This is a genomic window from Sphingobium xenophagum (assembly GCF_002288285.1).
Classification (GTDB): Bacteria; Pseudomonadota; Alphaproteobacteria; order Sphingomonadales; family Sphingomonadaceae; genus Sphingobium; species Sphingobium xenophagum.
Genome location: NZ_CP022745.1, coordinates 774,127 through 789,087 on the forward strand (window position 1 = coordinate 774,127; position 14,961 = coordinate 789,087).

The window sequence follows — 14,961 nt, forward strand, 5'->3', positions numbered from 1 at the left end:
GCGCACCGGATCAGGCAGCCTTCAGGCGCGACGGGACGGCGCGGGTGCTGGCAAGCGCAGCCTGCGCGTCGGCGTCCTGACCTTCTTCCCCGGCCTCATGATATTCGGCATCTTCATTGACCGACCAGACGTCATGGATGCGTGCGCCCGCAACGATGTTGCGCACGGTCAGCATCGCCGTCATCATCGCATGGTCCTGATTATTATAGCGGTGCATGCCGTTGCGACCGACCATGTGCAACGTGGGATAGCGCGCTTCCAGTTCGGTGCGCAGCGCCTGCACATTGGCGGCATAGGCGTCGTTATAGACCGGATAGGCCTTTTCCTGCCGCACCACCGCGCCGCCCACGACATCGCCGGGGTTGCACAGGCCCAGTTGCGCCATCTCCTTCGTCGCCAGCGCGACCAGATCAGCGTCGGACGAAGCCCACAGGCCGTCCCCTTCAAAGCAGAAATATTCCAGCCCCACACAGGCGAGTGTCGGGTCCGGCACCATCTCCGGCGACCAGCTGCGGAAATTCTGGATACGCCCGACCTGCACCTTGCTGTCGTGGATATAAATCCAGTTGTCGGGGAAAATATCATTCCCCTTGACCATCAGCGCCACGGTCAGGAAATCGCGATATTTAAGGTCCATCGCCTCAGGCAGGGTAGCAGGCAGCGGATGGATGCGCCCGGCCAGTTCGCGCATGGGCGCGGACGAAATGACATGCGCGGCATTTATGATGACCTCACCCTCCGGCCCCTGCGCCACCAACCGCCAGCGATCGGTACCCTGGTCCTGCTCCAGCCTTTTGAAGCTGTGCGCCATCAACACCTGATTGCCGCCATCGACCACATGATCGCGCGCCTTTTCCCACATCATGCCGGGGCCAAGGCGGGGATAGCGGAATGTTTCCAGCAGCGTCTTGGTCGCCATGCCGTCATTGGGCTTCTTGTTGAGGCCGAGCGAGCGTTTCAGGCCGTCGGTGACCGCGCCCCAGAGCGACAGGCCCTTGATCCGCTGCGCTGCCCAGTCCGCCGACATTTCATCGCACGGCATCCCCCACACCTTCTCGGTGTAAGTCTTGAAGAAGATCGAGAAAAGCTTGTGCCCGAACGCATTGACGGTCCAGTCCTGAAAGGAGCGGACATTGCGGTTGGGCAGCAGCTTCGCCTTGGCAAAGCTCGCCATGCACAGCGTCGAGCGCCAGACGCCCAGATTCCACAGTGCCTCGAACGCGCGCAGCGGGTAACTGTAGAATTTGCCTTCATAATAGATGCGGCTCATCCGCGGGCGCTGGATGAAGTCGTCGGGCAATATCTCGTTCCACAGGTCCACGACCTGCTGCGATTTCGAAAAAAAGCGGTGGCCGCCAATATCGAAGCGGAAACCGTCCAGTTCGACTGTCCGGCTGATGCCGCCGACATAGACCGGGTCTTTTTCGATCACCGTGACGCTATAACCCTGCTTGGTCAGCAGATAGGCCGCGGTCAGGCCCGCCGGGCCTGCGCCGATGATGGCGACGTCCACGCTTTGGTCGATACGCGGCATGACAGGCAATTCCCCCGGATGGTCATTCGTGATCCTGGGAGTGAAGGAAATATTCTAAGGAGTGGTTAATGCGCGGTAAGGATCAGGCAGCAAACGCGCCATCGGGCAACAACAGAAAGGGCCGCCCCGCGATGCGGAACGGCCCCCTGCAGTCCCCTTCGTGAGGGGAACCGGGCAGATGATCAGCCCTGGCGCTGGGCCATGGCGTTAAGATCGCTGCGAGCGCCGGTCAGTGCCTCGCCAAAGCAATTGCGATAATCCTGGGTCACGGGAATGATCGAGCCATTGACGAAACCGCAGACCTGCTTGGCGGCGCGGGTGACGCGATAGTCGGCGCGGCGCAGACCGGCGGTGCTGGCCAGGTTCAGGTCAGCGACCGAAACGGCAATCGAGCGGGTTTCCGTACCCGCACGGCCATCGACGATCACATCCATATTGTCATTGCCCGCACTCGCCACGCCGGGCAGCGCAAGGGCCATCGTGGCGGCCAGCGCCACCAGCGTCTTTGCAGTCATCCTGTTTCTCCTGTCGAACATTTTTCTGTTCTTTGCCCAACACCTGACTTGGGCACCGGGTCCACGCCTAAATAGGCCTGCCCGGATAAAATGAAAAGAGGCCAATTGGCAAAAAGTGGCGGAAAACCGTTATTTTGCGCGTGCGAAAGGATTTGTTTCGCACGCGCAGATCAATTTGCGCATTGGCCGTCGGTACGGCTGAACCAGCATCAGTGCCGGAAGTGACGCATCCCGGTAAAGACCATGGCAAGGCCCGCTTCGTCAGCGGCGGCGATGACTTCATCGTCGCGGATCGATCCGCCGGGCTGGATTACCGCAGTGGCCCCCGCTTCGACCGCAGCCAGCAGGCCATCAGCGAAGGGGAAGAAGGCGTCGGATGCGACCGCCGAACCTATGGTGCGCGGTTCGCTCCAGCCTGCCTTTTCAGCCGCATCCTTGGCTTTCCACGCAGCAATGCGCGCGGATTCCAGCCGGTTCATCTGACCTGCGCCGACACCGGCAGTGCTACCACCCTTGGCATAGACGATGGCGTTGGACTTCACATGCTTGGCGACGGTCCAGGCGAAGAGGCAGTCGGCCAGTTCCTGTTCGGTCGGTTCGCGCTTCGTCACGACTTTCAGCACGTCACGGCTGATCCGGCCATTGTCGCGACTCTGTACCAGCACCCCGCCCGCGATCGTCTTGAGCTGGAGGCCGGGGCGCGCGGGATCGGGCAGGTCGCCGGTCAGCAGCAGGCGCAGATTCTTCTTCTTGGCAAAGATGGCGCGCGCCGCGTCATCGGCGTCGGGCGCGGCGACGACTTCGGTGAAGATACCGCTGATCGCTTCGGCAGTCGGGCCGTCGAGCGGGCGGTTGACGGCGATGATGCCGCCAAAGGCCGACACGCTGTCGCACGCGAGCGCAGCCTCATAGGCCTCGATCAGGGTCGCGCCGGTCGCCACGCCGCACGGGTTGGCATGCTTGACGATCACCACGGTCGGCGGGCCGTCGCGATATTCGCTGACCAGCTCCAGCGCGGCGTCAGCATCGTTGTAATTGTTGTAGGACAGTTCCTTGCCCTGAATCTGCTTCGCCTGGGCAATGCCGTTGGCCGACGGACCAGTGGGCAGATAGAGGGCGGCGGACTGATGCGGGTTTTCGCCGTAGCGCAGCGTAGTGCCAAGCGTGCTGGCAACGGCCAGCGTTTCGGGGAAGGTCACGCCCTGATCGGCAAAGGCGAACCAGCTGGCGATCATCGAATCATAGGCGGCGGTCGCCGCATAGGCCTTGGCCGCCAGCATCCGGCGGAAGTCGTAGCTGGTCGCCCCGCCCTTCTCATCCATTTCCGCGATCAGCCGGGCATAATCGGCCGGGTCGGTGACGATCGCCACGCTCTCATGATTCTTGGCCGCAGAGCGCACCATGGACGGCCCGCCAATATCGATATTCTCGATAATCTCCTCGCGCTCCGCCCCCTTGGCGACGGTCGCGGCGAAGGGATAGAGATTGACCACGACCAGATCGATCGCACCAATCTGATGCTCGTCCATCGACGCAACATGTTCCGGGTTGTTCCGCACGGCCAGCAGCCCGCCATGCACCTTGGGATGCAGCGTCTTGACCCGGCCATCCATCATTTCAGGGAAGCCGGTCAGGTCGGAAATATCCATGACGGTCAGGCCCGCATCGCGCAACGCCTTGGCCGTGCCGCCGGTCGACACCAGCTCCACCCCATGCTTCCCCAGCGCCTGCCCCAATTCGATAAGGCCAGCCTTGTCCGACACGGACAACAGGGCGCGCTTGATGGGATAGTCGGTCATGAGGAAAGGCTTTCTGGTTGCAGGACGAGTTTGCGCCGGTCCCTTAAGGGCAGATGGCGGAAAAATACAGCCCTGCCGTCAATCCCACTTGCGCCGGACTTGGAGCATCGCGTCGATCTTCTCCAAGGAACAGTCGAGACAGCTTATTAGCTCTCGGGGCATCCAATACCGGCCCCATCCCCAGTCATAATCAAAACCATACCCCATATTGGGCAGAATGGTCAGCACGGGGATAGGCATCTCCACGGCCGTATCTGCGACCCGAAACAGCGGGCGATGCGAACGGTCCCGGATTTCGACATAGGCCAGATGAATGCGATTGCGGGATAGGAGCCAAGGAAGCTTCCCCGCTCCCTCTCCCCGCCCCCATCGGCCCTCCCGCAGAAGCAGATCATAATCAGTCAGCGGCGGTTCCGCGACAAGACACACGTCGTTTGCGAGATGTTCCTCATGCAAGCGACCCAGCTTCCATCTGTCCTGTTCTGTTTCGCCAAATGGCGATCTCAAGTTGCGATCGACGGGTGGGCTTGCCGGGCATTCACTCAATGGTTTGAGCCGATAGGTCTGCGCAAGATGAGACAAGGGGGCGGCGCCACGCTGGATATCTTCGAACGACAGGCCGCTGCTACTGTTGACAGTGACGCTATGCACTGAATCCTCGAACAGGAGGGCGACACAGCGACTGTCGCAACTGAAAGGACCACGACCGAAATCGGGGATGCCGAATTCCATGCGGATATCGCCGAAGGGCTTTATCGGTCCGGCCGGCTTCACATTCGTCAGTTGATGGTCCGCCGCTAGTCGCCTGCCCGCGCTGATGGAGGGCTGCGGGATGGCCCAGACAAGCCCGGCCGTGACCACGATCGCCAGCATCGCCGCCCGCAATGGAGACAGCAGGAAGCCGCCCGCCCAGTAGAAGGCGGCCAACATCGCGCCCCACAGAAACGCTGTTGGCATGACTACTAGAAAAACGCCGGGAAGGACCATCAGCATGAAACCGAAAATCAGAATCCATGGTGCAACCAGTATGATGGCCGAGAGGGCTCCAGTGACGATCAGATACCGCTTGAGAAACAGATCAAATGAGCCGTTTCCGTTACGCACGGCCATCCTCACCCAACCCGCTTGAACAGCCACCCGATGCTCGACCCGCCGGGCAGCGCCTCGCTGGTCACCACCATCTGCTTGGTTGGGTGCGGCCTGCCGTCGCCATCGACCCACAGGCTGTCCTCGACGGTCAATATGCCGGTGCCGGTGCGGAACTGCCACAACGCGCCCATGTCGATGCGCAGCAGCGCGCCCTGATTGTCCGCGGTCAGCGTCGGTTCGACGCCCGGCGCCAGGTGAAAGCGCAAAACGGCCGGGAGTTTGGCGGGTTTGCGACGACGCTGCGCCGGGGTCAGCATATCTTCGCCGCGGATTTCCTTGCCATCGCCGCTGACGAGCAGCAGGCGGCGGTGGACATAGCCGATGCGGCGGACATAGCCGTCATGGGACAGGTCGACCCGGCTGCCATTGTCCAGTTCCTGCCGGTTCAGTTCCACTTCGGTAACGCCGCGCCCCAGCGTGCCGTCGGGCATCAGCGCGGTGCTGTTGCAATCGTCCAGCACCAGTGTGCTGTGCGCGGCGGTCGTGCGCAGCCCCTGCGCCAGATCGCGGGGTATCCATGCCCCCTCAAGTCCCGCGCCGCCGCAATTGACGACCAGGCGATGGGGTCCATCGCTGATCTCGATCGCGCCGGTCGAGGCGCAGCCTGCATCGGCCAGCCGCGCGACCGGCGGCGGCGCGGCGTCGATCTGGACCACGCTCACGCCCGCCGCGATCCGCTGATAACCCCAGTCGCGCGCCTGTCGCAGCGGCCGGGCGCGCACCCGACTGGCCGCGATCACAGCATTGACGATCGCAGGATCGATCGCGCCCGCGCCCTGCCAGTTGCCAAGGCCGCCATCGCCATGGGTCAGGCCCAGCAAGGCGGGGACGATGCGGTTCAGCCCGTCATTGAGGAAGCCGGGAGCCGTTTCGCGCCGTACGTCATAGACCGCGCGCAGCATGGACAGCGCCATGACCGCCTCTACCTGCGCCAGCGGTGACCGGGAAACGATGCCGCCATCGGGGTAGAATCCGCTGTCGATCGCGCGCTTCAGGCCCGCTTCGCCGAACAATTTGCGCGCCGCGCCGCCAGGCATCAGCATGGAAGCGGCGACGATCGCGCTCCAGCCGACGATGCGCGGCAGGCCCATGGGCGCCTTGTCGGCGATACGGTCCAGATGCCGCGCGGTGCGGGCGATGCAGTTGAGGACCAGCGAACGATAGACCAGATCGCTCGACGAGAGGATCAGCGGCGCATGGGCGGTCCAGAAAAAGAGCCGCCAGCCCGCATTGTCCGCCCGCCAGGCCTGTTCGCTGGGCGTTTCGGCATGCACGGCCAGCCATTTGCGCATGACGCTTTCGGCGATCGGCGCTGCCTGTTCGCGACTGGCGACGCTCGCCAGATCGCGCAGCCAGCGGAAACTGTGCAGATAGTCGGCAAAGGCGGGATCTAGGTCCAGCCGCGCGAAATCGAGCGTGTCGATAATCTGCTTCTTGCCGCGAAACAGGAAATAGCCCGCGCGGATCGCCTGCCCCGCGCGCGTGTCACCGGGCAATTCGTCATCGGGAACCGCAAGCAGCTTGAGCGGATATTTGCCGCGCAGCTTGCGGCCGTGGATCGGCGTTTTCCAGCTGAGCAGATAGAAATGATTGGCGATCTTCTGCGCCAGCGACAGCCCCTTGTCATCCGCGACGCGGATGAGGCGCTTGCCCTGTTCGATGCCGTCGTCGCTGCTTTCCGGAGCGGCGGGTTCGGGCACCTTGCGGGCGGACATGCGCCGGACCTCGTTCACCCGCCCCGCAGCTTCCGTATATTGTCGGCATAGGCCGATGGCCCGCCGCGGAATGTCGCAGTGCCCGCGACCAGCACGTCGGCCCCGGCGGCGATCGCCTTGGGCGCGGTGGTGAAATCAATGCCGCCATCGACCTGCAACCGTATGTCGCGCCCGCTCTTGTCGATCATCTTGCGACAGGCTTCGATCTTGCGCAGCTGGCTTTCGATGAAGCTCTGACCGCCAAAACCGGGATTGACGCTCATGACCAGGATCAGGTCGACATCGTCGATCAGATAATCCAGCATCTTGGCGGGCGTGCCGGGGTTCAGCACCACGCCAGCCTGAACGCCCAGCGACTTGATATATTGGATCGAGCGGTGGATGTGCGGCCCCGCTTCGGGATGGACGGTCAATATGTCCGCGCCCGCCTGCGCAAAAGCGTCGAGATACTGATCGACCGGGGAAATCATCAGATGGACGTCGAACGTCTTTTTCGTGTGCGGCCGCAACGCCTTGACCACTGCCGGGCCGATCGTGATGTTCGGCACGAAATGCCCATCCATCACGTCGATATGGACCCAGTCGCAGCCCGCTTCGTCAATCGCGCGGACTTCCTCGCCCAGACGGGCGAAGTCGGCAGAGAGGATGGAGGGCGAGATCAGGATCGAGGGTGTCATTAACCGTTCGCCTTAGCTATGCCTCGGTCCAAGGGCAACGGGTGATTTGGATGGGGCGCAAGGAACGCGCCCAAGCCGCTATAACATAACGAAAATCGTTGGATCGAGCCGGTGCGAAGGGGTGGTCCCGTGCGGCAGCATCTGTTTGACGCCGTGCAGGCCGATCACCTCCTGCGCATCGTCCAGTACCGGCGCGGCGATCAACCGCATGGCGCACTCCCCCATCCCGTCGGCCTGATGAATGTCGACATCCAGGGTGAAGCCGCGCTTGTGACGGATGGCATAGGTGCGCAGCCGCTCCATGGCTTCGCGCGAATCCGGGGCATAAAGCGATACGGACAGGGCGCGTGGCACGGGAATATGCCGCTCCAGCCCGAAAATATCATAGACGCCGGCCGTCCAGGTCAGGCTGTCATCGGTCAGGTCGCAATGCCACAGGCCCAGCCCCCGTTCCGCCAGCGCCGCATCGTTGCGCGCCAGCGATGGGTCCAGCATCACCGGGGCGAGATGTTCGTGCAGGTCGTAGAGCGGCCAGCTATGGTGCAAAGGCAAGGGTTCGATCGGACGCACGGCGCACCTTCCAGACAGGGAATGGTCATCCTAAGCGCTCCATGGTTAAGGCTTAGTTCGTTGCTTTTGCAAGGCGCGCGATAAAAAATCCGTCCGCGCCGCCCTGGGTCGCCAATGTGTCGGGCAGCGTGCGCAGCCAGCCTTGCGACGTGGGGGTCATGCCGTCGGGCAATTCGCCAGCCTGCGCCGGCACAAGCGCAAAGTCCGGGCGGGCGGCCAGCAATCGGGTGATCTGTTCCTCCCCTTCCGCCTGTTCCAGCGAGCAGGTGGCGTAGAGCAGCACGCCGCCAGGCTTCAGCCAGTCGGCGGCGCGAGCGAGCAACGCGCCCTGCAACTCCGCCAGCTCGGCAATCTGACGCGGGCCGATACGGTGCAGCACGTCAGGATGACGGCGATAGATGCCCGTCGCGGTGCAGGGCGCGTCGAGCAATATGGCGTCGACCGGCTGGTCCGGCTGCCACTGGCGCAGATCTGCCTGCACGACATCGGCGGACAGGCCGGTGCGGGTCAGGTTTTCGGTCAGCCGCTCCAGCCGCTTTTTCGACTGGTCGATCGCGGTCACGCGCCATCCGGCCGCCGCCAGCTGCATCGTCTTGCCGCCGGGGGCTGCGCACAGGTCCAGCACATGACGCCCTTCCCCGGCACCCAACAGACGTGCCGGGCAGGATGCAGCAACATCCTGCACCCACCACGCGCCATCGGCAAAGCCAGGCAGATCGGGAATATTGGCCCCGTCGGGCAGGCGGACATGGCCGGGGGCCAGGCTGACGCCGCCCAGTTGCGCGGTCCATTCGGCGGTGGCGGCCGGATCGCGCAGGCTGACGTCCACAGGCGGACGGATAGCATAGGCGCGCGCAGCCGCCTCCACCATCGCACTGCCCCATTGGGCGGCCCAGCGATCCGCGACGGCGGCGGGCAGGGTCGGCGGATCGGGCAGCACCGGCGCGCTGCGCGTCACCGTGCCGAACACGCCATGGACCAGCTTGCGCGGCCCGCCATCGACCAGCGGCAGCGCCGTGGCGATCGCGGCGTGCGGGGCGGTACCCAGCACCAGCACCTGCACCAGTGCGATGCGCAGCACCATGCGCGCCTTGGCATCATCGGGCAGCGGCAGCCGTGTCGCGCCGTCGATCAGCGCGTCGAGATCGGGCAGGTGGCGCAGCACTTCCGCAGTGATGGCATGGACCAGCGCCCGGTCCGCGCGGTCGGCCAGCCCCTGACAGGCGCCATGCAGCGCGATTTCCAGCGGGTCACCGCGCCGCAACACGGCATCTAGCAGTTTGAGGGCGGAACGACGCGCAGGCAGGCCGGGGACGTCAGCGGGGCGGGAAGATTGAGCCATGGGGCAGCGCCTAGGCGATTTTGGACGGATAAGATAGGTTCGCCATGCCACCCCGCCCTTGCGCTTGGATCGGCGGTCGCCCAAATGAAGGCTGGCACAGGGCGCTGCCGTAGCGCTCCGCAATCGAAAGGCGGCTTCATGGGACACTATAATGGCAAGCGCCCCGCGCATGTGCAGCCGCCCGCCCACCTGTCCAAAAGCCCGCCCGTGCCGCAGCCGGACCCGATCGACAGCCCGCCTCAGCCTCAGGAAGAGTTAAGCCCGGTTCGCTACGGCGATTGGGAACGCAAAGGCTTAGCGATTGATTTCTAAGCGATAGGCCAATCGGCTCGCCGCCAATATTGCACAATTTCCGATGTTCCGTGCCACCGCCACGAGCGATGGCGCCTGCCGCTCTGGCCTATCCGTCTCCGTCTGCGCAGGACAGGGATGAACAAGGAGAATGGGGCGTGGGCGTACATTTGGTTGCAGACGTGAGTGGAAAAACAGTGTCGGATTACGCGCCGGAGGATGCGGCGCTGCTATGCGCGGTCGGGCGACTGGTATGCGCCTGGACGATGCTGGAACAAAGCCTGGAAACCAAGATCGGTCTGATGCGCGAAAAGATGGGCGACGTTCGCACCGTGGGCGCGCGCACCCGCCCGTCCATGGCCAAGCTGATGACCGAATTGCGCACGATGGTGGCGATGCGCGACCGGCGCAACGCCAGCGCGCTGACCGAAATCGCCGCCATCGAACGCGACATCCAGCGGATCGACAGGTTCCGCGCGCTCATCATCCAGGGCTTTCACCAGCCGGAGCCTGGCGGCTTTATTTGCCGCGACCATCGCAATATCCACCAATTCGTCACATTTGAGCAATTAGATCACGAAATAAGCGATCTGGAAACGATCGCTAACCGGCTGCTGGCAGTATAGGGTGCAGCGCACACGGGAAATTCCGCCCCTGTGCTTGACCTTTTTCGCATGTGCGGCAAATCATGTCGGGCCGTGGGGGCCTTGGGGTTAAGGGGAGTCCAACTTGAACAAGCCGATTCGCAAAGCTGTTTTTCCTGTCGCGGGACTGGGCACGCGCTTTTTGCCCGCGACCAAGGCGGTGCCCAAGGAATTGCTGCCGGTGGTCGACCGCCCGCTGCTCCAATATGCCGTGGATGAGGCGCGCGAGGCCGGGATCGAGCAGATGATCTTCGTCACCGGGCGCGGCAAGGGCGCGATCGAAGATTATTTCGACATGGCCTTCGAATGCGAAACCTTGCAGCGCGAACGCGGCAAGGATCTGTCCGCGCTGGAAGGAACGCGGCTCGCGCCGGGCAATGCGGTGTTCCTGCGCCAGCAGGAATCGCTGGGCCTTGGCCATGCCATCTGGTGCGCGCGCGACATTATCGGTGACGAACCGTTTGCCATCCTGCTGCCCGACGAATTCATGAAGGGCGCGCCGGGCAATGGTTGCATGAAGCAGATGGTCGACGCCTATGAAAAGGTCGGCGGCAATCTGGTCTGCGCGCTGGAAATCCCGATGGAGCAGACGCCCAGCTATGGCGTGATCGATCCGGGCGCGCGTGATGGCGTGCTGACGGAGGTGAAGGGGCTGGTCGAAAAGCCCGCCGCCGGGACCGCACCGTCCAACCTGATCCTGCCGGGCCGCTATATCCTGCAACCCGATGTCATGAAGATATTGGAAACGCAGGAAAAGGGCGCTGGCGGGGAAATCCAGCTGACCGACGCGATGGCCGCGATGATTGGCAAGCAGCCTTTCCATGGCGTGACATTTGACGGCCGCCGCTTCGATTGCGGGTCAAAGGCCGGCTATGTCGAGGCCAATCTGGCACTGGCGCTGGAGCGCGAAGATCTGCGCGATCATATCCGGGCGTTTGCGACGCAGGAACTGGGCATCGACAGCGTGGCGACGGCGGCTTAGTCGTCCTGTTCTGACGTTCGACATCGTTGGATGCCGGGTGGCATGCGAATGTCGAAATCAGTCCGCTAAGGACTGTACCTGCGGCGATACATAGTTGGCGTCATGCGCGAAGGGCATATCGGTCCCTTCGCGCAGCGCCGCCAGCACAGACCCGAAATCCGTTTCGCAGCGAAAGCCCATGATCCGTTCGGCGCGGCTGGCGTCATAGACACGGCCGATGCTTCGCGGCAGGTGCCAGCCCTGTCGGGCATAGAGGCTGGCCGCATCGGGAAAATGGCGGGCAATGACCGCGGACGCGTCCTGCTTCAACCCCCGCACCTCGTCGCGTGAAAAGGGCGTCGGCGCGGACAGGATGAATGTTTCGCAGCTCAGGGCCGGTGCCTGTTCCAGCGCCACCAGATGCGCGCGTGCCGCGTCCTCCACCGTCAGGCGGCGATGCAGCAGTTCGTTGGCCTTCATGTTCGGGCCGGACAGCAGTTGATGGGTGTCATCATCTTCGGGAAAGAATCGCCCGGTACGCAGGATGACGCAGCCGATGCCATGTGTCAGGTGGTGGATGCGGCACAGCCCCTCCGCCGCCAGCTTGGTCACACCGTAGATGTTGCGCGGCGCCAGCGGCCCGGCACTTTCATCCAGCCAGATCGCCGCGTCCCCGGCTTCGTCGCGGATGCGCTGGTCGATCATCAGCGACGTGGTGGAGGTCATGACGAAACGATCATGCCCAGCTGCAACCGCTGCCTCCAGCAGGTTGAGCGTACCGGTTACATTGACATCGACAAAGCGCTGGGCCGGATAGCGGATGATGTCCGGCTTGTGCAGCGCGGCACCGTGAATCACCGCCTCGATGCCGCGTTCGGCAAAGACCCGGTCGATCAGGGCGCGATCGGCAACCGACCCGACGATGTCGGTATCGGCACCGGGCGCAACGTCCAGGCCAGTGACATCATGGCCCGCCCTGCGCAGCAGGGGCGCCAGAAAGCGCCCCAGCCATCCTGAAGATCCGGTCAAAAGAACCTGCATTGGACTGGATTCTTTCTTGCGGACAGAGGCCGGTCAGAACGGAACTTCATCGTCCAGATCATTGTCGAAATTGGGGCTGCCTGCGCTGCCGCGACCGCCGCTCGACGAGCGACCGCCAAAGCCGCCGCCACTATTGCCACCGCCAAAATCGTCATAGCCGCCCGACGACGCGCCCCAATCGCTGACGCCCTGCTGCGATCGGCCACCACCGCCCTGGCCGCCACCACCGGGCGCGCCATCCAGCATGGTGAGCACGGCCCCTGGCCCCTGCACCATCACTTCGGTCGAATAGCGGTCATTGCCGTTCTGGTCCTGCCATTTGCGGGTGCGCAGCTGGCCTTCGATATAGATTTTGGAGCCTTTGCGCAGGAAGCGTTCGGCCACGCCGACCAGCCCTTCGCCGCCGATCACGACGCTGTGCCATTCGGTGCGCTCCTTGCGCTCGCCGGTGTTGCGATCCTTCCAGTTTTCGGACGTAGCGATGCGCAAATTGCATATCTTGCCGCCATTCTGGAAGCTCTTGACCTCCGGGTCGGCGCCCAGATTGCCGACCAGAATGACCTTGTTGACCGAGCCTGCCATGATTCCTCCGAAAGCCTTAAAGCGGCCCTTATAGTCCTGCTGCGGTCGCGGTCCAGTAGGTCAGGCCCGCGGCGACATAAGCCAGCACGAACAGGTATCCGACCATGAACAGCGGCCATTTCCAGCCGTTCGTTTCCCGCCGCGTCACGGCGATGGTCGATATGCATTGCGGCGCGAAGATGAACCAGGCCAGGAAGGCCAGCGCGGTCGGGAGCGGCCACTGGTCCTTCAGCCGGTCGCCAAGGCTGCGCTCCAGCAGCGCCTCGTCATCGCCAGCATCGATCGAATAGACGGTGGCCAGCGCCGACACCGCGACTTCGCGCGCGGCCATCGCCGGGATGAGGGCGAGGGAAATGTCGCGGTTGAAGCCGATCGGCTCCAAAATGACATTGAGCCCGCCGGCGATCCGCCCGGCAATCGAATAATCGACCTGGCTCACCGCGCTGCCTTCGGGCGGCTTGGGGTAGGACAGCAGCACCCACAATATCACGGTGGACGTGAAGATGATCGTGCCCGCGCGCTTCAGGAAGATGACCGCGCGCTGCCACAGGCCCAGCACTATGTCCTGCGGCCGGGGCCACTGATATTTGGGCATTTCCATCAGGAAGCCGCCGCTCGCCCCCTTGGTCACGGTCATGCGCAGGATCAGCGCCACCAGCATCGCGCCGATAATGCCAGAGATATAGAGGCAGAAAAGGACGAACCCCTGAAGCCCCACACCCGGCAATATGTCGCGCGCGGGGATGAAGGCGCCGATGATGACGGCATAGACCGGCAGTCGCGCCGAACAGGTCATCAGCGGCGCGATCAGGATGGTAGTGAGGCGGTCCTTGGGATCAGCGATCGTCCGCGTCGCCATGATGCCGGGAATGGCGCAGGCGAAGGAGGAGAGCAAAGGAATGAACGCGCGCCCCGACAGGCCGACCCTGGCCATCAGCCCATCCATCAGGAAAGCGGCGCGGACCATATAGCCGGTCGCCTCCAGCATCAGGATGAAAAAGAACAGGATCAGGATCTGCGGCAGGAACACCACCACCGATCCCACGCCGTTGATGACGCCATCGACCAGGAAGGACCGCAGCATTCCGTCGGGCAGCGCATCGCGCACGCTGTTGGCGGCGGCCTCCGCCAGCCCCTCGATCATGGCGATCGGCGCTTCGGACCAAGCATAGACCGCCTGGAACATGACGAACAGCAGGCCAAGCAACAGCAACAGCCCAAATACCGGGTGCAGCGCCACCCGATCGACCGCAGCGGTCAGACGGCGCGAAGGGGTTTCGCGCACGATGGCGGCGCGGGCGATCCGCCGTGCCTCATCGCGCACCGCATCGAAATCGCGCTCCGGCAGCGGCGCTTTGGCTTCGGGCACGACGCTGCCCAGCAAGCCAGCCAGTTCCTCACGCAGATGATCAAGCCCCCGCTTGCGCACCGCCACGGTGGCGATCACCGGCACGCCCAGTTCGCGCGACAGGACGGCAGCGTCCAGTTCCAGCCCGTCGCGCGTGGCAAGGTCCACCATGTTGAGCGCGACGATGGTCGGCAGGCCAAGGGCGATCAGCTCCAGCGCGAAACGCAGATGATTGTCGAGGTTGGACGCATCGACCACGATCACCAGCGCGTCCGGCTGCCTTTCCCCCGCCTGCCGCCCCATCACGACGTCGCGCGTGACTTGTTCGTCCGGGCTGGCGGCGTTCAAACTGTATGTACCGGGCAGGTCGACCAGTTCGACCGGACGACCATCAGCCAGCGCCAGCCGCCCCGCCTTGCGCTCCACCGTGACGCCCGGATAATTGCCCAGCTTCTGCCGCGCGCCGGTAAGGGCGTTGAACAGCGCGCTTTTGCCCGCATTGGGGTTGCCGACCAGCGCGACGAGCGGCAGCGCGCTCATGGCGCAGCGTCCGGTCCGGTGCGGACAGTGACGGCGGCGGCGTGATTGCGACGCATGGCGATGGTCATGCGACCCACCTTGCAGGCGATCGGCCCCTTGCCCCACAGGCCGCCATGGTGCAGCGCCTCCACGCTCGCGCCTTCGCACAGGCCAAACTCGCGCAGACGCTGGCCTTCTGACGCGGAAAGCGCGGACCAGTCGATCAGGTCAACATAGGCGGGCTGGCGCAGAGGCAGTTCGGTCAGACGCACGG

At 63.8% G+C, this 14,961-nt stretch carries 15 protein-coding genes; 3 read left to right on the forward strand and 12 right to left on the reverse strand.

Going from position 1 to position 14,961, the window contains the following annotated elements:
* Positions 1-10: 10 nt before the first annotated feature.
* The 8 genes from CJD35_RS03815 to CJD35_RS03850 form a co-directional block, all read right to left on the reverse strand.
* A complete protein-coding gene (locus CJD35_RS03815) occupies positions 11-1,534 on the reverse strand; it encodes an NAD(P)/FAD-dependent oxidoreductase (RefSeq protein ID WP_017184299.1) in 1,524 nt (507 codons plus the stop codon).
* 182 nt (positions 1,535-1,716) lie between these two features.
* Positions 1,717-2,049 carry a UrcA family protein gene (locus CJD35_RS03820; RefSeq protein ID WP_017184300.1) on the reverse strand — a complete coding sequence of 111 codons (333 nt, stop codon included), beginning with the start codon at positions 2,047-2,049 and terminating at the stop codon, positions 1,717-1,719.
* 209 nt (positions 2,050-2,258) lie between these two features.
* On the reverse strand, positions 2,259-3,848 hold the full coding sequence (purH, locus tag CJD35_RS03825; RefSeq protein WP_095686797.1) for a bifunctional phosphoribosylaminoimidazolecarboxamide formyltransferase/IMP cyclohydrolase: 1,590 nt from the start codon (positions 3,846-3,848) through the stop codon (positions 2,259-2,261).
* A 78-nt stretch (positions 3,849-3,926) separates the two neighbouring features.
* Positions 3,927-4,958, reverse strand: a complete 1,032-nt coding sequence (locus tag CJD35_RS03830) for a hypothetical protein (protein ID WP_095686798.1) — start codon at positions 4,956-4,958, stop codon at positions 3,927-3,929.
* A 2-nt stretch (positions 4,959-4,960) separates the two neighbouring features.
* Positions 4,961-6,712, reverse strand: a complete 1,752-nt coding sequence (locus CJD35_RS03835) for a heparinase II/III family protein (protein WP_017184303.1) — start codon at positions 6,710-6,712, stop codon at positions 4,961-4,963.
* A 14-nt stretch (positions 6,713-6,726) separates the two neighbouring features.
* Positions 6,727-7,389, reverse strand: a complete 663-nt coding sequence (rpe, locus tag CJD35_RS03840; protein WP_017184304.1) for a ribulose-phosphate 3-epimerase — start codon at positions 7,387-7,389, stop codon at positions 6,727-6,729.
* 78 nt (positions 7,390-7,467) lie between these two features.
* A complete protein-coding gene (locus tag CJD35_RS03845) occupies positions 7,468-7,959 on the reverse strand; it encodes a hypothetical protein (RefSeq protein ID WP_017184305.1) in 492 nt (163 codons plus the stop codon).
* Positions 7,960-8,011: 52 nt separating this feature from the next.
* Complete coding sequence (locus tag CJD35_RS03850) at positions 8,012-9,301, reverse strand: RsmB/NOP family class I SAM-dependent RNA methyltransferase (protein ID WP_026002604.1); 1,290 nt, start codon at positions 9,299-9,301, stop codon at positions 8,012-8,014.
* A gap of 138 nt (positions 9,302-9,439) precedes the next feature.
* Here CJD35_RS03850 and CJD35_RS03855 point away from each other — a divergent pair, with 138 nt between their 5' ends.
* The 3 genes from CJD35_RS03855 to CJD35_RS03865 all read left to right on the forward strand — a co-directional run bounded on the left by CJD35_RS03855 (position 9,440) and on the right by CJD35_RS03865 (position 11,218).
* Positions 9,440-9,613, forward strand: a complete 174-nt coding sequence (locus CJD35_RS03855) for a DUF1674 domain-containing protein (RefSeq protein ID WP_017184307.1) — start codon at positions 9,440-9,442, stop codon at positions 9,611-9,613.
* 176 nt (positions 9,614-9,789) lie between these two features.
* Complete coding sequence (locus tag CJD35_RS03860) at positions 9,790-10,218, forward strand: hypothetical protein (protein ID WP_017184308.1); 429 nt, start codon at positions 9,790-9,792, stop codon at positions 10,216-10,218.
* A 103-nt stretch (positions 10,219-10,321) separates the two neighbouring features.
* Complete coding sequence (locus tag CJD35_RS03865) at positions 10,322-11,218, forward strand: UTP--glucose-1-phosphate uridylyltransferase (RefSeq protein ID WP_017184309.1); 897 nt, start codon at positions 10,322-10,324, stop codon at positions 11,216-11,218.
* Positions 11,219-11,275: 57 nt separating this feature from the next.
* On the opposite strand, the gene CJD35_RS03870 is transcribed toward CJD35_RS03865, so the two are convergent.
* Genes CJD35_RS03870 through CJD35_RS03885 form a run of 4 tightly spaced genes read right to left on the reverse strand, consistent with a single transcriptional unit; the run spans position 11,276 to position 14,959 of the window.
* Positions 11,276-12,238, reverse strand: a complete 963-nt coding sequence (locus CJD35_RS03870) for an NAD-dependent epimerase/dehydratase family protein (protein WP_017184310.1) — start codon at positions 12,236-12,238, stop codon at positions 11,276-11,278.
* A gap of 33 nt (positions 12,239-12,271) precedes the next feature.
* A complete protein-coding gene (ssb, locus tag CJD35_RS03875; protein ID WP_017184311.1) occupies positions 12,272-12,820 on the reverse strand; it encodes a single-stranded DNA-binding protein in 549 nt (182 codons plus the stop codon).
* 28 nt (positions 12,821-12,848) lie between these two features.
* Positions 12,849-14,708: a ferrous iron transporter B gene (feoB, locus tag CJD35_RS03880; RefSeq protein WP_086485769.1), complete on the reverse strand. Its 1,860-nt coding sequence runs from the start codon at positions 14,706-14,708 to the stop codon at positions 12,849-12,851.
* Positions 14,705-14,959 (reverse strand): FeoA family protein, encoded by a 255-nt coding sequence (locus CJD35_RS03885; protein WP_017184313.1) that lies wholly within the window; start codon positions 14,957-14,959, stop codon positions 14,705-14,707. The genes feoB and CJD35_RS03885 overlap by 4 nt, the downstream gene beginning before the upstream one ends.
* Between the last annotated feature and the right edge of the window lie 2 nt (positions 14,960-14,961).